Origin of the sequence: Pedobacter jeongneungensis, assembly GCF_000633455.1 — a bacterium.
GTDB lineage: Bacteria > Bacteroidota > Bacteroidia > Sphingobacteriales > Sphingobacteriaceae > Pedobacter > Pedobacter jeongneungensis_A.
The window spans coordinates 1-20,301 of sequence record NZ_AYMG01000037.1 but is presented as its reverse complement, the minus strand read 5'-3'; the positions used below and the strand labels follow the sequence as shown (position 1 = coordinate 20,301).

18 protein-coding genes and 2 tRNA genes are annotated in these 20,301 nt (G+C 37.9%); 14 read left to right on the top strand and 6 right to left on the bottom strand.

All coding sequences use genetic code 11. The features are described 5' to 3' along the window. Positions 1-21: 21 nt before the first annotated feature. From U859_RS0127100 to U859_RS0127075, 6 genes are all read left to right on the top strand, one after another. Entirely contained in the window at positions 22-1,473 is a 1,452-nt protein-coding gene (locus tag U859_RS0127100; protein WP_025146368.1) for a Gfo/Idh/MocA family protein, read from the top strand. A 41-nt stretch (positions 1,474-1,514) separates the two neighbouring features. Next, entirely contained in the window at positions 1,515-2,597 is a 1,083-nt protein-coding gene (locus tag U859_RS0127095) for a Gfo/Idh/MocA family protein (RefSeq protein ID WP_025146367.1), read from the top strand. Between the two features lie 302 nt (positions 2,598-2,899). Next, complete coding sequence (locus U859_RS0127090) at positions 2,900-4,294, top strand: S41 family peptidase (RefSeq protein WP_162800062.1); 1,395 nt, start codon at positions 2,900-2,902, stop codon at positions 4,292-4,294. A gap of 50 nt (positions 4,295-4,344) precedes the next feature. Beyond that, positions 4,345-5,037, top strand: a complete 693-nt coding sequence (locus U859_RS0127085; protein ID WP_025146365.1) for a helix-turn-helix transcriptional regulator — start codon at positions 4,345-4,347, stop codon at positions 5,035-5,037. Between the two features lie 74 nt (positions 5,038-5,111). Then, positions 5,112-5,564 (top strand): DUF1569 domain-containing protein, encoded by a 453-nt coding sequence (locus tag U859_RS0127080; protein ID WP_025146364.1) that lies wholly within the window; start codon positions 5,112-5,114, stop codon positions 5,562-5,564. A gap of 5 nt (positions 5,565-5,569) precedes the next feature. Then, positions 5,570-6,154 carry a YdeI/OmpD-associated family protein gene (locus U859_RS0127075; protein WP_025146363.1) on the top strand — a complete coding sequence of 195 codons (585 nt, stop codon included), beginning with the start codon at positions 5,570-5,572 and terminating at the stop codon, positions 6,152-6,154. Between the two features lie 106 nt (positions 6,155-6,260). Here the strand turns inward: U859_RS0127075 and U859_RS0127070 are convergent, their stop codons facing one another. Further along, entirely contained in the window at positions 6,261-6,998 is a 738-nt protein-coding gene (locus tag U859_RS0127070) for an SDR family oxidoreductase (protein ID WP_025146362.1), read from the bottom strand. 66 nt (positions 6,999-7,064) lie between these two features. Next, a complete protein-coding gene (locus tag U859_RS0127065) occupies positions 7,065-7,955 on the bottom strand; it encodes a helix-turn-helix domain-containing protein (protein ID WP_025146361.1) in 891 nt (296 codons plus the stop codon). Positions 7,956-8,464: 509 nt separating this feature from the next. On the opposite strand from U859_RS0127065, the gene U859_RS0127060 reads away from it, so the two are divergent. Genes U859_RS0127060 through U859_RS0127045 form a run of 4 tightly spaced genes read left to right on the top strand, consistent with a single transcriptional unit; the run spans position 8,465 to position 12,621 of the window. Next, positions 8,465-9,292 (top strand): hypothetical protein, encoded by an 828-nt coding sequence (locus U859_RS0127060; protein WP_025146360.1) that lies wholly within the window; start codon positions 8,465-8,467, stop codon positions 9,290-9,292. Positions 9,293-9,295: 3 nt separating this feature from the next. Continuing rightward, on the top strand, positions 9,296-10,528 hold the full coding sequence (locus U859_RS0127055; protein ID WP_025146359.1) for a hypothetical protein: 1,233 nt from the start codon (positions 9,296-9,298) through the stop codon (positions 10,526-10,528). Between the two features lie 2 nt (positions 10,529-10,530). After that, positions 10,531-11,448 (top strand): glycosyltransferase family 2 protein, encoded by a 918-nt coding sequence (locus tag U859_RS31400; RefSeq protein ID WP_025146358.1) that lies wholly within the window; start codon positions 10,531-10,533, stop codon positions 11,446-11,448. 9 nt (positions 11,449-11,457) lie between these two features. Then, a complete protein-coding gene (locus U859_RS0127045; RefSeq protein WP_025146357.1) occupies positions 11,458-12,621 on the top strand; it encodes an AMP-binding protein in 1,164 nt (387 codons plus the stop codon). A gap of 28 nt (positions 12,622-12,649) precedes the next feature. On the opposite strand, the gene U859_RS0127040 is transcribed toward U859_RS0127045, so the two are convergent. Continuing rightward, positions 12,650-13,000 (bottom strand): winged helix-turn-helix transcriptional regulator, encoded by a 351-nt coding sequence (locus U859_RS0127040; protein WP_025146356.1) that lies wholly within the window; start codon positions 12,998-13,000, stop codon positions 12,650-12,652. A gap of 104 nt (positions 13,001-13,104) precedes the next feature. Between U859_RS0127040 and U859_RS0127035 the strand changes: the two genes are divergently transcribed. Then, positions 13,105-13,848, top strand: coding sequence for an SDR family oxidoreductase (locus U859_RS0127035; RefSeq protein ID WP_025146355.1), 744 nt, complete (start codon positions 13,105-13,107; stop codon positions 13,846-13,848). Between the two features lie 110 nt (positions 13,849-13,958). Here the strand turns inward: U859_RS0127035 and U859_RS0127030 are convergent. The 3 genes from U859_RS0127030 to U859_RS0127020 form a co-directional block, all read right to left on the bottom strand. Next, a tRNA-Glu gene (locus tag U859_RS0127030) sits at positions 13,959-14,030 on the bottom strand. Between the two features lie 70 nt (positions 14,031-14,100). Continuing rightward, a tRNA-Met gene (locus U859_RS0127025) sits at positions 14,101-14,176 on the bottom strand. Between the two features lie 391 nt (positions 14,177-14,567). Continuing rightward, on the bottom strand, positions 14,568-15,587 hold the full coding sequence (locus tag U859_RS0127020; RefSeq protein ID WP_025146354.1) for a hypothetical protein: 1,020 nt from the start codon (positions 15,585-15,587) through the stop codon (positions 14,568-14,570). Positions 15,588-16,147: 560 nt separating this feature from the next. Between U859_RS0127020 and U859_RS0127015 the strand changes: the two genes are divergently transcribed. The 3 genes from U859_RS0127015 (at position 16,148) to U859_RS0127005 (ending at position 19,645) form a co-directional block, all read left to right on the top strand. Continuing rightward, positions 16,148-16,711, top strand: a complete 564-nt coding sequence (locus U859_RS0127015; RefSeq protein WP_025146353.1) for a recombinase family protein — start codon at positions 16,148-16,150, stop codon at positions 16,709-16,711. Positions 16,712-17,367: 656 nt separating this feature from the next. Continuing rightward, the gene (locus U859_RS0127010; protein WP_025146352.1) at positions 17,368-18,036 is read left to right on the top strand and encodes a hypothetical protein; all 669 of its coding nucleotides are present in this window, start codon (positions 17,368-17,370) and stop codon (positions 18,034-18,036) included. Positions 18,037-18,268: 232 nt separating this feature from the next. Continuing rightward, positions 18,269-19,645 (top strand): HEPN domain-containing protein, encoded by a 1,377-nt coding sequence (locus tag U859_RS0127005; protein WP_025146351.1) that lies wholly within the window; start codon positions 18,269-18,271, stop codon positions 19,643-19,645. Positions 19,646-20,301 lie beyond the last annotated feature (656 nt).

The following is a 20,301-nucleotide window of genomic DNA, read 5'->3' as shown; positions in this document are numbered from 1 at the left end:
GCATTATAACCTGAAATAATAATGGAAGATAAGGCAAATTCGAATACCGAAAATTCGAGACGGAACTTTATTAAAACAACCGCTCTTGCTGCAGCGGGATTTATGATTGTACCCCGGCATGTACTCGGTGGGCAAGGTTTTCTGGCACCAAGCGATCGCCTGCAATTGGCAGGTATCGGTGCAGGTGGAAAAGGAGAGGGCGATATTGCCAGTATTGTTAGGGGTGGCAAAACAGATGTTGCTTTTTTATGCGATGTAGATGATAGAAGAGCTGCAAATTCACTGAAAAATTTCCCCAAGGCAAAATATTATAAAGATTACCGCGAGTTGTTGGATAAGGAAGGCAAAAATATTGACGCCGTAACGGTATCCACACCTGATCATACTCATGCGCAGATTGCCATGGCTGCCATGCAGTTAGGTAAACATGTGTATGTGCAGAAACCTTTAACGCACGATATTTATGAAGCCAGGATGTTAACCGAAGCTGCAAACCGCTATAAAGTGGTTACGCAGATGGGTAATCAGGGTGCATCGGGTGATGGAGTAAGGCGACTGCAGGAATGGTATGATGCTGGCCGGATCGGTAAAGTACATACGGTTTACTGCTGGACTAACCGACCTGTATGGCCACAGGGAATTTCCTGGCCGACAGCAAAAGAAGCAGTACCAAAAGAACTCGATTGGGATCTTTGGTTAGGCAGTGCCCCATATAAAGATTATATCAATAAACTTGTTCCCTTCAATTGGCGTGGCTGGTGGGATTACGGTACAGGTGCCATTGGCGATATGGGCTGCCATTTGGTAGAACCACCATTTAGGGTATTGGGACTCGATACGCCGATCAGTGTTGAATGCAGCGTGGGCAGTGTGTATGTTGATGAATTTAAACGCGCTTATTTGCCGGAGAGTTGTCCGCCATCAAGCCATGTGATCATGACTTTTGCTAAAACACCAAAAACCAAACACGAAGTACAGGTACATTGGATGGACGGAGGAATTAAACCCGAACGTCCGGAAGAATTAGGCGCAAACGAAAGCTTTGGCGACAATGGTGTGCTGTTTATCGGCACAAAAGGCAAGATGATCTGCGAAACTTATGGCAAAAACCCAAGGTTACTACCTTTATCCCGCAACGAATCGGATAAAACCAAAATCACCATTCCGCGCATTGTTAATCAGGAAGAAGGCCATTACACACAGTTTGCCGAAGCTGCAATTGCGGGATACGGAAAAATGCAGCTCAGCTCACCTTTTGAAATTGCCGGGCCACTTACAGAAACTTTACTGATTGCCAATTTAGCCATCCGTGGAACTGATGTGCAGCGTAGAGATGCAGCAGGCAAAATCAGTTATCCGGGCAGAGATATCAAAATGTTATGGAATAAGGTAAATATGAAAGTGACCAATTTTGACGAGGTAAATCAGTTTGTGAAACGCGAATACCGAAAAGGCTGGACTTTAGGTGTTTAATTTTAAAATTTTTCAGCCTTAAAACTTTCTAACTTTTACAAATGACAGAAAATAAAAATTTAAGAGTTTTAGTAGTGGGCTGTGGCAATATGGGAGCTTCCCATGCTACAGCTTATCATACCTTACCCGGTTTTGCAATATGCGGATTAGTCTCAACCGGAAAAAGCAAAGAGATCCTCAACCAAAAATTAGGCGGCCAATACGATCTGTACACCGATTTTTACGAAGCCCTTGCTGCTACCAAACCCGATGCCGTTTGCATTTCTACTTATCCTGATACGCATGAAGCTTATGCCATTAAATCTTTCGAAAGCGGTTGTCATGTATTTATCGAAAAACCATTGGCCGATACGATAGAAGGTGCGGTAAAAGTAGCCGAAGCAGCTAAAAAGGCCAATAAAAAGTTATTGGTAGGTTATATCCTCCGTTATCACCCTTCCTGGGAGAAATTTACTGAACTGGCTCAGGAAATGGGAAAACCGCTGGTGATGCGCATGAACCTGAACCAACAAAGCCATGGGCCAAAATGGACCGTACACCGCAACCTGATGAAAAGTTTAAGTCCGATTGTAGATTGTGCCGTGCATTATATCGATATCATGTGCCAGATGACACGATCGAAGCCTGTGCAGGTAAGTGCCATTGGCGCCAGGCTTAGCGATGATATACCCGATTGGAATTACAATTATGGACAGTTGCAAATCCGTTTCGAAGATGGTTCTGTTGGTTGGTATGAAGCCGGCTGGGGACCGATGGTAAGCGACAATGCTTTTTTTATTAAAGATGTTTTTGGTCCGAAGGGCTCCGTATCCATCATGGCTAAAAAAGCAGGCGCTGCCGGAAATTCCGATAATATAGATGCCCACACCAAAACCGAATCGATTAAAGTACATCATGCCGATTTAAACGCAAACGATGAATTTAGCAAAGCCGATGAATGGATCGATCTTAACGATGAACCCGATCATCAGGAACTTTGCAACCGTGAACAACGGTATTTCTTAAAAGCGATAACAGAAGATCTCGATTTAACCAACGCCACACAAGATGCGGTAAACAGCTTGAGAATCGCTTTTGCCTGCGATGAATCAGTGAAAACCGGCGAAATGATCCGGTTGAATTAAAATCTCTTGTTTCGATATTTTCAAATAGAATTCCGTTATCTCGACCGAAGCACCGCGGAGTGGAGAGATCTTTGTGCCACGTTTGTTAAAAGTTCAAAAATTTTTCGGCTACGCTAAAAGATCGTCATTGCGGAACCAATCCTTTATTGTTTGAACAATCAACGAGGGTAGAATAAGTTCGAAGGCGGGCTTATTTAGTTCCAATGAGGGCAGGCTTAGTTTGATGGTGATCGTTTGGAGTCAATTACCTCAATTATTCTTTATACTTGTGCCTGTTAAACTTAATTATGCGCCGTCACCCTATGAAATTCATCCTAACCAGTGTGTTACTTTTATTCCTCATTTCTTCTAGCTCTTTTGGACAGACTTGTAACTGCAGTCAGGAATTTAATGATGTTAAAAATAAAATTGAAAAAAATTACGCTGGTTTTAAAGATAAGGTGAATGCTAAAACAGAAGCTACCTATCATAAACGTACGCAGGTTGCACTTGAACAATCACAATCTATAACATCACCTGCTCAATGTGTTTATTTAATTAATGAATGGTTAGCTTTTTTCAAGGATGGGCATATTCAAATAGGCAGAAACAGGATCTCGAAAGAAATAGAAGAAGCTAAATTAAAAGAGCGTATTCAGGCAATAGAACATTTAAATCTGTCGAACGAGGAGCTGACCAACCTTAAAAATACAAAAGGAATTACGGGCATTTATTGGAATGAAGATTCCACATCCCGAATTGCAGTGATAAAAAACAAAACCCGCTTCCGGGATTATGCCGGGGTAGTAGTTTCTTCAAAGCCTGGTAAATGGTTGCCCGGACAGGTAGTGTTAGAACTTAAGCGCGACAAGGATATGCTTAAAGGCATCATGTATGATAGGTATTATATCCCTACAAATGTGTCATTACAAATTAGGAGGGATGCTTTAGGCTCTTTTAAAATGGAAGGAAGTAAGCAATCGTCAACAGAACTTATTAGTGATGCAGCTGTAGCCAGTAAAATACTTTCTACAAAAACACTATATATAAAAATTAGCACATTTAATCAGAGTAATGCCAAAAACATAGATTCCTTGTTTAAAGCAAATCGATCTAACTTAAGTAAAATGCCCTACCTGATTCTTGATTTAAGGAATAATGGTGGTGGCGCTGATTTTTCTTACAGGCCGATAACTCCTTATCTTTACACAAACACATTTAGAGAAATCGGTGCAGATGTACTATCTACATCTGACAACATAGCAGGTTGGGCTGCAATAGCTACAACAAATGGCCTTCCTCCTGATCAAAAGGTATTTATTAGCGATGTTATTGAAAAGATGGAACAGAGTAAAGGTAAACTGGTCTCCTTTTCTGATGACCACAATGTTACTTTAGACAGCGTTAAACCTTACCCTCAAAAAGTAATAATTCTGATTAATAAAAATTGTGGAAGCACTACTGAAGAATTTCTCTTGTTGGCTAAGCAAAGTAGTAAAGTAACTTTAATGGGCGAGCATACTGCAGGTGTTTTAGATTATTCTAACGTGAGAGGAGCCGATTTTAGCTGTATGCCTTACATGCTTTATTGGGCTACTTCCAGAAGCAGAAGAATTGATGAAGGGATAGCAATAGATAACATAGGCATTATGCCTGATAAAGTTTTAAAACCTGAACAAAACTGGATTGATGAGGCAAAACACTATGCTGAAAAGTAAATTCCAAATGGAGCTTTGCCATGAAAAAACTTCATTAGTCATAAAGAAAAATGAACGATAACGACACCAAACGCCTTTCCCGTTTAACCGCAATTTTAACTCAGTTGCAAACGAAACGGCTTTTAACAGCGCCAGAACTCGCCCTCAAATTCTCGGTAAGTGTACGAACCATTTACCGCGACATTAAAGCTTTAGAACAGGCTGGTGTGCCTGTTTTTACGGAAGAGGGAAAAGGGTACAGGTTAATGGAAGGTTATAAAATTCCTCCTGTAATGTTTACCGAAAGCCAGGCGAATGCTTTGATTCTTGCTGAGCAACTGGTATTAAAAAACAAGGATACTTCGTTTATTAAAGATTATTTAGAAGCCATCGACAAAATCAAAGCAGTATTGGGGCATCAGGTAAAGGACAATGTAAACCTTCTTGCCGACCGCACCCGCTTTACTCAAAATTTCAACAATGAAAGAAACAGCAGTAACCTGTCTGATTTGCAATTTGCCCTCACCAATTTCTATGTTGTAAAGATTGACTATACAAATGAAGCCGGCCAAACCAGCAACCGTTTAATTGAACCTTTTGCCTTGTTGAGTACGCAGGAAAACTGGCTATTGGTGGCCTGGTGCCGTTTGCGAAACGAATTTAGGTTCTTCCGCCTGGATCGGATCAAAAAACTCGAAATGCTTGCTGAGAAATTTGCTCCGCACAAAATGACCCTGCAAGAATATTTCGATAAAAATCATTAAGGCATTTATACCCCTGACATAGGGCTGTCATTTGGCCGCATTAGTTTTGTGTTATAAACATAAAATTAATGAACATGAACAATCTATTTAATCCTTCCGATACCGCAGCTATTCTGGCACGAATTGAAAAACTAACACCAACTGCGCAGAAACAATGGGGCAAAATGAATGTGAACCAGATGCTCGCACATTGCAACGCCTCGCTCGAAACTGCCATGGGGTTGCATAACCCAGAAAGATTAGGCTTTGTGGGTCGGTTGTTTGGTAAATTATTGAAACCCAAATTTTTTAGCGAGGTACCATTTCCTAAAAACAGTGCCACTGATAAAAGTTACATTATCAAAGGTAATCCCGATTTCGAAGCTGAAAAAGCAAAAGTAATCAAACAGATCAAAGCTTTTTCGGAAGGTGGTCCAGCCAAATGCACCACGCATCCGCAGGCCTTTTTTGGGCCGTTAACACCTGAAGAATGGGCGTTGATGCAGTGGAAACATTTAGATCATCATTTAAGACAGTTCGGATTTTAACTAAAATGAAAAATGAAGAAGAGATCGAAAGCTTTTGTCCGGCAAATCAGGGGGATTGGAGAGCATGGTTAGCAGAAAACCATCGCTCAAAACAATCCGTTTGGCTTGTTTATCACAAAATAAAATCCAATGTGCCTTCAATTTTATGGAGTCAGGCTGTTGACGAAGCCCTGTGTTTTGGCTGGATAGATAGCACGGCAAGGTCGATAGATGATAAAACCTTTATGCAGTTTTTCTGCAGACGCAAACCAAACAGTGTATGGTCGAAAATAAACAAGGCAAAAGTTGAGCGCTTAATCAACGAAGGCTTAATGACAGCCGCTGGTTTTGACAGTATTGAAAAAGCCAAACACAATGGTTCATGGACAATTTTAGATGATGTGGAAGAGCTGAAAATCCCGAAAGATTTAACGCTCGCATTTAAAATTCATCGTGGCTCAAGATCCTTTTTTATGGGTTTGAGTAAATCTGTTCAAAAAAGTATACTGCAATGGCTTGTACTGGCTAAAAAACCAGAAACCCGGCAGAAAAGAATAAACGAAATAGCGCTGTTAGCCGGTCAAAAGCTTAAACCAGTACAGTTTAGGTAGGTGTGTATTATTTTTTCTAATTTACTAAGCGAAATTGCTCCCATTCAAATCAAAAGTCATTTTAAGTGGGCGTTAAATTGCGCCCACTTAAACAATATCAAGGGATTTACCACGGACTAATTCCGGTTTCAGGTGCATTGTCATCGCTAAAAAATTGTCCCGTTGGTCCGTCTGCTCCCAATGTGGCAGCTTTTACTACTCTCGCTGCGGCATCAGGTACGGTTCCAGGGCCTGAGTGATGGTTAAAATCCGTTGCTGTATAGCCTGGGTCAACAGCATTTACCTTAAATGGAGTATCTTGTAAATTATTGGCTAACACAATGGTATACGCATTAAGAGCAGCTTTCGATGAAACATAACTCGTTGGTTTTACACCGTAGTATTTCCATGTAGGATCGTTATGTAAAGTAAGTGAGCCTAAACCTGATGTTACGTTTACGATTCTTGGCGCTGATGATTGCCTTAATAAATTTATAAAAGTTTGAGTTACTTCTATTACGCCAAAAAAATTGGTTTCAAATACCTGTCTGAATACATTTATATCAGTTTCTAATGCTGTTTGCGGCATATCACCACTAATCCCCGCATTATTAATTAATACATCGAGTACTTTGGTTTTTTGTGCAAGCAATTCTCCCGCGGCTTTAATTGATCTGGTATCATCAACATCGATTTCTATTGGCTCTACCTCATTTAATCCTGCTGATTTTAGTTGATTTACAGCTTGTTCTCCTTTTTTAATATCTCTGCAACCCAGATATACATAATATCCTTGCTGTAATAACTGCCTGGCTGTTTCAAAACCAATACTTTTGTTTGCTCCTGTGATGAGTACTGTTTTCATATTTAAATTATTTATGATACAAATGTAGGCTGGGATGTTAACCGGGGTGGAACACATCCAACGGTATTAATGGTACATTTCGCGGATACTGGCCCTGTACGCTGCTGGCGTTAACCCCGTTTCGCGTTTAAAAAAACGGTTAAAATAAGAGGTGTCAGAAAAACCCAAATCGAAAGCAATTTCCTTTAACGATTGATGGGTATGAAAAAGCAAACGCTGTGCCTCTAGTACCAATCGTTCATGAATATGTTTAATGGCGGGTTTACCGCTTTGTATCTTCACCACTTCGCTTAAATGCCCTGCAGAAATATTTAAAAGCGATGCATAATCGCCCACTTCGCGCAGTTCGCGGTAACATTCGTTAACTTTTGTCTGAAAGTTTTTCAATAAAAGCTTGTCTACACCATGTTCACTTTCTTTAAACTGCTCGGTATACAGCCGGCTTAAATAAGTGAGCAATACAGTAAGGTAGGCGGTTAGCATGCGCTGTTGCCATTCACTTTTGTTTTGATATTCTGCATAGATTTTGGTAATCATATCCTCAACAAAGGCAAGATCGTTCTCCGTAAGAAACAGTTCATGTCCATTTTGAGGGTTTTGAATAATCGGCAGTTTACTTAATGAAGCATTTTCCTGTAGAGAAAGAAATTCCTTTGTAAAAGCAAGACCTGTGCTCCATAATTGCTTAAAACCCTCTTTTACGATAATGTGATTTGGACCGGAAAAGTAAATGGTATTGTTTTTAAGCGTATAGGGCGTCATATCAATCCACTGGCGACTATCAGCCTGTCTGATCAAAACAATCAGGTAATGATCTTTTCGGTGCGGGATGAGCAGTTCAGACTGGTTTGGTAATGTACCTTCAAACTGATAAACCCTGAAATTTTTATTGCCTGCTATATCGTCGGTTTCTAATGTATAAATGGGTAATTGCTGATTGGGATTGAGTATCTGCATCGTTTACTTACAAATTGAAATAAAATCATCAATTGTACATCAATAATATACGTTGTTTTTTTGTAAAAACTATTAATCATCCTTTGCTAAAAGTTAATTAATAACGAATGTATTATTATAAATACATAATTGTAATTAACAAATATGTTTATGTGTAATTTTTAATGATATTATATGTAGGTGTCTTTTATTGAAAATAAAGTCCGTATCTATGTATAACTAAAATCCATCTCATTCTTCCAGACTTTAAACCGCTCATTCAAATGCAACACGCTCTTTCCTCAGTTATCCCGATTATTATCCTTTAATTTTATATTATAACTGTATGTTATTATATATCAGTTAGTTGATTTTTATTTTGTTTGTCTATATTAATTTATCATGCCAAATAATCTGATGTGGTAATAACGGGCTAGCAATTTTTTTGGCCTTTAATGTGTTTCAAACAAAATAAGAATATTTTTATCTGTATTTATTTACATTTTTAATAAACCTTAAACCAAACAATTGTGAAAAATTTACTATCAATTATCATTCCCGTGCTCGAAGGAATGGAAGAATCTCCATTAAAGCATCAGCTTTTAACCTATTTCCCACAACAGGCCGAACACTTCGCTACAATCGAAGAAAGTTTTGTGAAACTTACGGCAATTCCGCATGACAGGGATCACCTTAAGCCCTTTTTTCATAGCTGGAGTCAAACCAACAATAGTGCAGTTACCGTTGCCGGATTGAGTAACCGTATGACGATGTTGATCCATAAAAATATACCTGTACCAGATGAAGCACAGCTTTTCAGGTCGGTGGCAAGCTTAAACAGGATTGTTGATGAAGATTTGGCTGTTGTTGGAAAAGTACTGCATTCTGACCTCTTTTATACCATGGCTACAAATACCTGTGGCGATGATGGATGGTTGTTAAGACAATATCTTGATCCAAGTGCCCGTGCTTTTAAGTATTGGAAAGATCAGAATTCGTTGCGCAATAAAGATTTATTGATCGGTCTTTTAACCACACTGGTGCATGAGATTTATACACATGGTGAAGTGGAATTTGTATTGCCAAAGTTTACGCGTTGGCTGGAAGATGATTTTGGTTTTGATAAAGATACCTTAAAACATACCCTGGCATGGATAACCGTACACTGCGGCCCTACAGAGAAAAACCATTTCTTTTACGCCGTTAATGCCATTAATTACTATGTAAAAGCGATGGATGTAAACCTGGCTGATTATGACCTCAGCGAAATTGTTGCCGATTATTTGAGCAAAAAAGCGGCGGTAATGGAAACCATTAGCGCCAGTTTAGAACCGGTATTGGCAGATGAAATTGCATAAATTATGACTGGTGAGCTTGTAGAAGGACAAAGCATTTGTAGCAGGGATGCGCTGAATGAATTGCTGATGAAACACCTGGGCGAAATTCCATGTAATGGTGCCGATTCATTTTCTCCGGTTCCCGTTGCTGTAAATCGCAAAGAAATAGCACGGATGGAGGAGTTATGCCTGGTATTGAATAAAGCATTAACCAGTGTTGTAAATGCTTATTTTGCTGATGATAGGATACGTGCCATTTATAATTTTGATGAGCGCTTGAACCATATTTTGAGTATCGCAAATGCGCAACCTTACGAAGTGGGGATGTACCGCCCCGATTTTTTACAGGCAGAAGATGGCAGCATCAAAATTTGCGAAATAGGGGCCCGGTATCCGATTAATGGGTGGATGTTAAGTTATTACCTTAACGTGATTACCGAAGATAGCAGGTTGCCCTTATTGGAAGCCGTTCCCGATCAGCGAGACTTTATTAATACCATTTTTGGCCGGTTTAACAGTAATGAGCCTATTGTGCTTGTACATGAGAAAGAAAAAGGTACTGAGGTGTTTTACCTGTTAAATGAATTTAGCAAACAGGGATTGGATCACGCTTCCGCAAGTCCATCACAGTTAACATGCCAAAATGGGTTGATTATGTTGCATGGTAAACCCGTTAATCAGTTTATACTGGAGATGGATCGCGAAGAACTGCGCAATTTTGATCCGGAAGTATTAAAGTTGATCATCAAACAAGGTAACTACTTTAATGATGTACGTACATTGATATTGGTTCATGACAAACGGATACTTGCTGTTCTGTACAGTGAAGAGATCATGAAAAATTATCTTTCTGAAGAAGAATACCGTTTTTTACGATCGTTTTTAATACCAAGTTATGCCCTGTATACAGCCGAAAAACGGGCAGAGGTAAGTAACTCACCGTTAAATTGGGTGTTAAAACGCAATAGCGGTGGCCGTGGTATCGATATGTATGTAAAAAGTGATTGCGAAGCTGCGGTTTGGACTGATATTATAGCCAAACAATGGCCCGAATACATGATACAGCAATACGTACCTCAACGTTGGTTTAAATACGGTATTGATTCGGATAAAACAATGATCAATCTGGTAGGAATGCTGTTATGTTACAATAACCGTTCTTTCGGTCCTGGTTTATTCCGCGGTTCAGCAGAAAGCGTGGTTAATGTTCACCAGGGCAGGGGAGTAATTTTTCCTGCAATGATGTCGGCATCATAAGCATGACACATGCCATCATTGTACCGCTATTCAATAAAGCGGCTTATATTGTCCAAACGCTTAATTCACTCATCCGGCAAAGTAAATTACCGGATGAGTTGATTATTGTTGACGACTTAAGTACGGATAACAGCCTTTCCGTTGTCCATGATTTTTTGCGCGATAATATTTCGGCCTTTGGCAATTGCAGGATACAAGTAATTGAACTGACCGAGAATAAAGGTCCTGGTAATGCACGGAATATTGGTTTTGCCGCCTCTAATAGCGAATTAGTTAGTTTCCTGGATGCTGATGATGAATATCACCCAAAGCTGCTGGAAACCGCTGCTAATGCATTTATAGGATACCAGCTTGATTTTATGGTACTCAATATCGCTTTTATGCCGGGTAATGAAATATATCCCAATCTGGAACCTTTAAAAAAGTACATCGAATCAGTCGCTGCAGATCTATATTTGCTTAAAGACCCGCTAAGGGCTGTTAGCTCGCCACATTTTATCATGGGGGTTGGCAGTAATGTAATTGTAAAGAGTAAATGGATTGCTTCTCACCAATACCAAACCGAAGCCCAATTAAATGAAGGAATCGATTTTTGGTATCGGGTGCTAAAAGGCATTCTGGATAAGGTGCCTGGGAAAATAGTATTGCAAACGGGTGGCTACCTTTATGTTAATGAGGTACCCGGAAGCCTTTCGCGGAAAAATTATAACCATTTTAAGCAGATCGAATTGCCGCCGGTAATTTCTAGGTACCAAAACAGTAAGGATAAGCACGATCGCCTGTTAATGGGCATGATCGGTGAACGATGGTATAAACACGCTTTACAAAATTTGCCCTCTAATACCCAGAAAGTACGATTTTTGTGGCATTATCGTAGTTTTTTGCCAAAATACATTGGTTACCTGCTACTCAAAAGATAAATTTTAGCAATGATTAATTCCCTACTTAACCAATATTACCAGATTGTTAGGCAGTCAGCGCTTTTCAAATCCTATTACCTTCGTTACGACGATTATCAAAATGCGCCCTTAATGGGCAAAAAGGAATTGATTACTCAATTAAACAATAATTTTGATCTTCATAGCCAAAAACAAGGTGTTTATTTGGTGCGTTCTGGCGGATCTACACAGAAACCATTGGTTTTTCCTGTTGATATAGTAGAAAACCTGGAGCAACGCGCCGTACTTGCTGCCGCATTAAAGCAAGCCGGGGTATTTATCCCAAAAACCATTGCACTCAATATGTTCGGTTATATAGATATGTACCGCACAGCCGCAATTATGGATGATTTATTGGAGAGATGCAGTGCAACCACCCTGGTGGCGGGTGCTAGTTTGCCTTATGAAGATGCCTGTCAGATGGCTCTAAATTTTAAGCCCAATTTATTATTGGGTACACCTTCCAAATTATTCCTTTTTGCGCAATATCTTAAAAAACATCAGCTTAGTTTATCCATTAAAAATCTTTTGTTTGGTGGCGAGTTTTTGCCTCCTTCACATATCAAACTTTTCGAAGAGATTTTTGGAACACAGCAGGTATATTCATTATACGGTTCGGCAGAAACAGGGATATGGGCCTGGTGCGACTATAGCCGTTCACCATCATTATTCAGGGTGATTGATGGCCTGGTGGTAGAGGTAAATGAACCCGATACAGATGGCTATGGTTCGCTCTTGGTGAGCAATCTATTCCGTAAGCGTTTCCCGATCTTTAGGTATAATACGGGAGATATCGGTAAATGGATTGAAATAAACGGCCAGCTTTATCTTGAATTAAAAGGTAGAGAGAAGAGATCGTTTATGTTTAACGAATGTAACTATGAACTGGATGATTTCAACACTGTTTTTACGGATGTTGAACGGTTTCAAATACAAATAGCGCCAAACGAAGGGCATACAGTAATAAAATTTATGCTGGTAACCGATTTAACCAGTAATGAGAAAGATGTATATATCGAACAAAAAATTCAACAGGTACATGAGGTATTTGGCTACAAAGTGAAAAATTTAGAGGTTTTGGCAGGTGCAGATCTAGATCTTTATACCAACGCAACTACAGGTAAAACGCCTGCAATCGTCGATTATCGGTTTTAGTGTCTCTGCTCCAGGGTTGTAGTCAAATTTATTTACCAATAATTACCTTGCGATGTTCCAGTCCCCAGGCTGTAAGATCGTTGATAATGGTTTTCAGCGTCATGCCATATTCTGTTAGCTGGTATTGAACAGATATGGGTTGGGTATCCAATACAGTCCTTTTTACCAATTTATTGATCTCAAGCTCTTTTAATTCTTTACTCAGCATTTTGTTTGATATTCCTTGTACATCATTTAAAATGTCAGAAAATCTTCTTTTGTTATAATAACAGATAGATGAAATGATGGAGATTTTCCATTTTCCGCTCAGCACGTCCATCGCATCGTGAACCGCCATGATCTCTTTTTTGTGCCCTAATTCGCAATGATTTTCAGTCATAAGTTACTTTGTTACCCGAAAGTTACTGTTACTTTTCGTAACAAAGTAACTGAAATAAATTGATTCATTTTAACTTTGCGACTTAAATAATAAAAAAAATAATCATGGATTTTACAAATAAAAACGTTGTCGTTACAGGCGGCACTACAGGAATCGGGTTAGCAACAGCAAAAGCATTTATTAATGCCGGGGCAAATGTTTGGATAACAGGAAGAAATGCCGGCAATCTCCAAAAGGCAAATGCAGAAATAAATAGCCCAAAACTAAATACCGTCGTAGCCGACACTTCAAAACTTGCAGACATTTCTATCCTGGAAAAAGCAATAGCAGAAAGAGGCAACAAAGTAGATGTCCTTTTCCTAAATGCAGGAATCGCAACATTTGAGCCAATAGAAAATGTTACCGAGGCAAATTTCGACGCACAATTCAATACTAATGTAAAAGGCCATTTTTTTACCTTGCAAAAGTTACTTCCTCATTTAGCTGATGGAGCGGCAGTATTGTTTACATCTTCAACGGTAGCAACAGCCGCAAATGTAGGAGCCAGCGTATATTCTGCAACTAAAGGGGCATTGAATAAAATTGCTCAAATTGCAGCAAACGAACTGGCGGGTAGAAAAATCCGTGTAAACATTGTTAGCCCTGGGCCAGTGGCAACACCTGGTTTAGAAAATGCTTTAACAGCAGAAGCAAAAGAGTTATTAGCAGGTGCTACGGCCTTGCAAAGAGTCGGCAATCCCGATGAAATTGCGAAAACAGTATTATTCCTGGCTTCTGATGCGGCAAGTTTTATTACAGGAACAGAGATTGTAGCTGATGGCGGTTACCTTAACTATGCATTAAAATAAATTAGCATTCGGTTTTTGTAGTCTGTAAAGGTCTTGATAACTATCGGGAACCTCTATTTCCAAAATGCATAAGCAATAAAAAAGCCGCTTCTATTTGAAGCGGCTTTTCGTAGCCCGTAGGGGAATCGAACCCCTGTTTCCAGAATGAAAATCTGGCGTCCTCACCCCTAGACGAACGGGCCATTTTTCAGTTTCAAATTTCCAATTTTCAGTGGGCAATTAAAACTGCCAACTGAGAACTACCAACTGAATTGGTAGCGGGGACACGACTCGAACGTGCGACCTTCGGGTTATGAGCCCGACGAGCTACCAACTGCTCCACCCCGCACTCTATATCTTCAAATTTTCTTCGTTTGAAGGAGTGCAAAGGTATAAATTGTTTTGACATCTGCAAAGCCATTTGCAATATTTTTTAAAATATTTTTATGATCCTAATTTGCCGGGAACAATTTAAAAACCATAGCAAATTTATTGTCATAAATTTCGTTTTGATAATGAGGGAGTTGTGTGGTTACAACAAAAGTTTAACGAATTTCTTTTAAAAATAATTGGATTATTTCGTTTTCCTTTTTTATCTTTGTTTATAATTAGTCTAAATAAAAATTATCATTTCTTGTTTTAGCGCTAATTCATAGTTCAATATATATTTGGTTAGTTATGTTGATTAAAGTCCTGTTTACCCGCATCGCATCGGATGCGGGTAAATCAGGCGCTATTTTTTAGCTAAAATCTTTTGGCTTCTCTATTTTTGGCTCGTTATCCTTTACAACTATGTTGGTAAAAGGAGCGGTTTGTCTGAAAGCTACCGTATCTGCCGGTGTATTGGCAACAAAGACAGCCAGTTTTCCGTTGGTGAAACTATCGTTGTGTATGGTAGATGGTTTAATCGCCAGGGCTGATCCATCAGCAGGTACCCTGAAAGTGGTGAATATAATTCTGGGGTTTTCTTTTTCCGGATCCATAACCTTCACCTTGTGCCCTAAGGTAACTTTGGCTTCACAAAATACCTTTCCGTTTTCATTTGGCTTGGGTAGAAAAATATGAGGGAAGGGATGGTGTTCAACAAACATGCCTCCGCCACCTATGGGCGACATGGCATAATTGCGGATATAATCCGGTAAAGAGGTATCGTACTCCATGCCAAATAAGGTGTCTTCAAAACCCATGTAAAATGCTTCTCTTGGTTTAAGCAGTTTGGCTCCGTAAAAAGCAAGTGTTTCTTCGTAATCGGGGTGGCTAGGCTCAATTACCGGAAAAATTACAGCTGTTTCATTCACATATAACGAGCCTGTTTGGCCGAATACGTTTGCAGAAGGATCGAGGTTAGGCAATCTTCCGCCATCAATGCTGCTTACCCAGTTCGAGTTAACCATAACTGCATTACCTTCTTTTGGTGTTTTTGCATTTCGCGCCAGGGCTTCCAGTTCATCAATTAATGATGTTTCTGTTGGTGCTTTCGGCAATATCGTTACGCCGGTTCCTTCGCCTGGTGTTAAAGCTACTTTAGCATCTTTATGGATGGGGCCGTAAATTGCTGTAGTCGTCATTAAAGGAACACCCTCTCTGCTTTGTCTTAAAACAACTGCGTCGTTTAAAAACCATATATTTTCTTTGAGGTCTTCCTCCGAAATTTTAATATCAACAGTTTGCCACTTTCGTTGTCCGATGATTTCTTTCAATTTATCGTCGGTTACGGTGTCTGGATCCTGGGTGTAGGATGTTCTGAATACGGAGCTCATTAATTGCGTTTTAGATGGTAATAGGGATTTTTGTTGTATGCTAAAATAAGATTAAAAATGTGATTATGCGGTGGGGTAGGAATATTATTGATTGATCTGGGAGATAATATTCTCTAGAAAGCAAAAATCCCGCTCTATTTATCGTAAAGCGGGATCGTAGCCCGTAGGGGAATAACCTAGTTATTTTAACCTATTGATCTTCAATTCATTAATTGATTGTCCGAATTCCTGCGCACCGAATTACTCACTGCTATCTTGATGCAGATTAACTCTGTGCCTTACAATTCAAAGATACAATTTGAGTTAAAATTAAACAAATTCAACTTCCACATTATAAATCCATATAGTGTTTCGACTTTCGAGGTTACTAAATGTTCTATATTATGGGTGGCTATTAAAAATGAAATAGCGACTGTGCACACTTTTCTCTGTGGAATAAACGGTCGGTTTACTGTAACCCCATTTGAAAACAACCGGCAAGATTTTTTTCACAATATGCCGTTCATTTTCGTGGTACATTAAATTAAATTATATTTATAAAAAATGAGTAAAGTGTAATTATGGTAATTAGATATGCAAGGGTAAGCAAGTTTGAACAAAATTTAGATTTACAAACTGATGCTTTTAAAAACATTGGAATAGAAAAATTTTTTATTGACCAGGTTAGCGGTGTAAAATCTGAAAAACCACACCTTAACGAACTGTTAAGTTTTATAAGAAAAGGAGATACTTTAACAGTATGGAGATTAGACAGGCTAGGTAGGACTACAGTAAAGTTAATTGAATTTGTTACTCAACTTATAGAATCAGGAATTCACTTTAGATCTCTTACAGAAAATATCGATACTTCTACGGCCAGTGGTAAATTAATCTTTCATATTTTTTGCGCCTTAGCCGAACATGAAAGAAATGTGTTAATTGGAAGGACTAATGCAGGATTGAAGTCTGCCAAAGCTAGGGGAAAAAATGGTGGTAGGCCAGTGGGTATGACAGATAAGTACAAAGAGATTGCCCCATTGGTAAAAGCTTCTTATGAAAGCAAAAACGGATCAGTAGAAGGGATTATGAAAGCTTTTAACATTGGAAGTAAAACAACATTTTATAAAATCATCAATCTTAAATAATAAAATATTTAATTATGAAGGATACACAACCAATAGTAAAGCTTATGTTATTGATTTTTTCAATAGCTATGTTATCATTATTGTTTACCTGTTTTTTAAAGAAGGAATTTTAGCAGGGTATTATCACATTTCTTTTCCCTGTTGTTGTTGCTTACTTAGTGAATGCCTTTGACAGATTCAATTTGGGAGAACGTCCGGGGATTGCATTCAATCCCTTTAAAAAAAAATGAAATTGATAATTTCAACTAATTAATTCAATTGAATAAATGACAGAAAATAAAGTGTTAATAGAAGTTATAATGAGTGCGATAATGCTGCTCGTTATCGTTGGAATATTAGTTCGTAGCTTGCGTAGGACGGCTGCTAGCGGAAAACCATCAGGTATCGGTGCCCAGGGTAATTCAATTTACCTGTGTAGCAATTATTATTCCGGCAATCATTATTCTAGGAATAGAGAAAATTTTGGTGGGGGAAACTATTGCAACTATAATTGGTGGCCTTATTGGATATGTTTTACCTGGTGTAGGTAATTATAAGAATAAAGATGAAAATAGTTAAAAAGAGGGATTTTATGAGTATTGAACTGCTGTACATCTACCGTTAACATTGGAGTAAATTATAATCAAAATCTCGAATAAAGATCAAATTAACGCATCATGGAAATTGAAAAAACTTATAATATATTATTAGGCATTTTAACAATTGTCGGGTTTGGGCTTACAATTTATTATGGCATAAAAGCTGCTAAATCCGAGGAAAAACTAAACGCAATAACAAAAGAGCAGACTTTATTAAATATACAATTTCAAGATCTTGAGAGACAAAAGCGATCAATTGATTTCCAAGATATTTTATCGTGTGCAAATGAATTGAAAAGTGATTTATTAGAATTGGGCTTCCGTCCAGATGTTATTTTTGCTCCTGGTCTAAGAGGAGCAACGTTTGCCAACGTTTTAGAAAACGAATTTATTAAAGATAGCCTACCTGTAATGGTAGGGATATCCACTTGGTCAAATTTTGATTATTTTGACAATGTTGTGGGTTACAGAATCTTAACCACTAAAAAATGGCAACTACTTATACCAGAACTACTTTTTGTCGATACTCAACGAAAACTACTAATAGTTGATGATTTCGCTATGACCGGAGACTTTTTGTCTATACTTAAAGAGGAACTAATTAAACATGGTTACTTGCCACATAATCTAAAATCAATTACCATTGCAACAACAAGAGTTGCTATTGAAAATAAAACAGCTCCAGACTTGTATTGGCGCGAAAATGTTGATAGTAATTTCTTTTTTCCATGGGGTAAAGCTAAATAGTTTGATATAATGAATAGCTATAGAACATTTTCATGATTCAATTGAAAATATATAATGAGGGTAAACCCGATTAATGTCCACAGTTTTATATGAGCTAAGGATTCTAGGTTAATAACTCTCAAAAAACGATTATTAGAGGGTATTATGAAAGCTTTTAATATTGGGCGTAAAACAAGATTTTATAAAATAATCAATGAAAATCTTTAAAAGATAGAACAACTAACGTCGAAATATGGAGAACTTTGAAATTAAACTTAAAACCCTTTTAAGTGAAGTTATAAAAGAGTTAATGGGAAATGTTATTCCATTAGTTACTAGTCAGTTCTATAATCTTGCGATAAAAAGGGGATACTTTACCGTGAAGAATACACCTATTAATGGGCGACAACACGGATCGGTAATTCCAGGACAAATCATAGATGAAAGTATAATGCGAATGGCAATAACTGAAGTTATTGAGTCATTTGAAAGTACAAAAGAATTATGTGACTTGATGAGCAGTAGTGGAAAATGGTATAACAATGCCAAAGTTGGTTCGACAAGGGGTAATTTTGACATAATTAACAGTTTACCAGCAGCATTCATTACAAGAATATTTGTATTGGGGGGACATACGGTTAATGCCGAGGTATCGAATTTTGAGATTGCATTTTCAGAACTCCTAACTTTTCTAAATAAACAAACAGTGGATTATACACTATATATTCATCTATCTGGCGTTTATGGTACCGTCGAAGAAATTAAAATAGCGCCCTTAGCAATTATTAAAAAAATTGGTGAAAAGGTGGCCAAGGATTTTACACTTAAATTTGGTACTAGTCATTTTACAAATGATTATCAACTGAATGCAACAGATTATGCCTTAGTTGTGAAAATTTCTTATCCAAAAAGTGAATTTGAGGATTTTAATCGTTATTCAGCAACAACTAATATTTTTTACGACGATTATATAAAAAAATTGAGATTGACTTTGTATCTATCTATTGGTGGCTATTTTTCAATAGGCCAATTTTTTACATACACCACTGATTGGCCAATAATTCAAAACATTGGCTCGTTACCACGTTTTGAATTATCGTTAAAAGCGATAGGTCGTTACAATGATTTGGATTTGTTGTCAGATAGAATTAAAAATATACATAAAAAAATTGAATCAATATCCCTTAAAAAGATTTCCCCTCTTATAGATACGTCATTGAGTAGATTAATGAAATCAAAACATTCACGGAATATAAGCGATAGAACCATTGAGTTAGCAATAGCTTTTGAAACAATGATTGCCACGACTAAATCAGAGGTTGTAGGTCTCCAAATTAAAATTAAATTAATTAACTTAATACATGAGCATAATGCAAGTGAAGTGCCATTTAAGAAATTATCAAGCTTTTATGATTTAAGAAGCACTATAGTCCACGGGAATTCTCTTGTGCAAGAAAACGAAAAAAACAAATTAATAGTAGATGAAGCAGAACAAATGATACAAGAAGGTCTAATGAGCCTAATTATATTGATACAAAACTACCATGAAAAAGAGATAAAGGAAGCACTGCAAAAGTCAATGTATTATAAAGATCCGCTGTCAAAACTTTTAATAAAGGAAAATATGTGATCACCAGGTTTATGCTGGTACAAAGTCCTTTATCAAATACCAATTCATTAATCTCAAAAAACGAACCTAAATAATCAACCTAAATAATCGCTATCAAAATGCCGTACATAGGTATCAACACTCGTTCAGAGGTGCTTCAATATGCTCTCGTAGTTGAAAATTTAACTTCAATTTTTCTGGCACCTTGCTGGATATTAAGGATATAAAAAACAGCAAGGTACTTGGCAACAAGAGCAATCCGATAAGTTTTAATCAAAAAGTTACATTGCTAATCGAGATCGAGGCCTTAGACTCCGCCGAAAAAACTAAATTTCAAACCTTTATGGAGGTTAGAAACCAGTTTATGCATAATATTTAAGCGGTTAATTATGAAACATGCTTCGCATATCTTGATGGCAGGGATAAATATGTATTAAAGGCCTATCCACAAAAAAATGAATTACCAATTGAGCAGCAGCTTAAATTTGCATTTGCAGCTTGCAAAAGTGATAAAACTACAATTAAGATTGATGAACTTAAGGAATTAGGAACTATGGTTCGTAAAATATTTTATAGGATCGTTATAAGGAAAATGAGTTCAAGGGGGGTAGAGGAAAGCGTCGATGCTAGTCCCCGAAAAACTACCTAAGAACCTCTGTCTCGTCCTGCTATAGCTT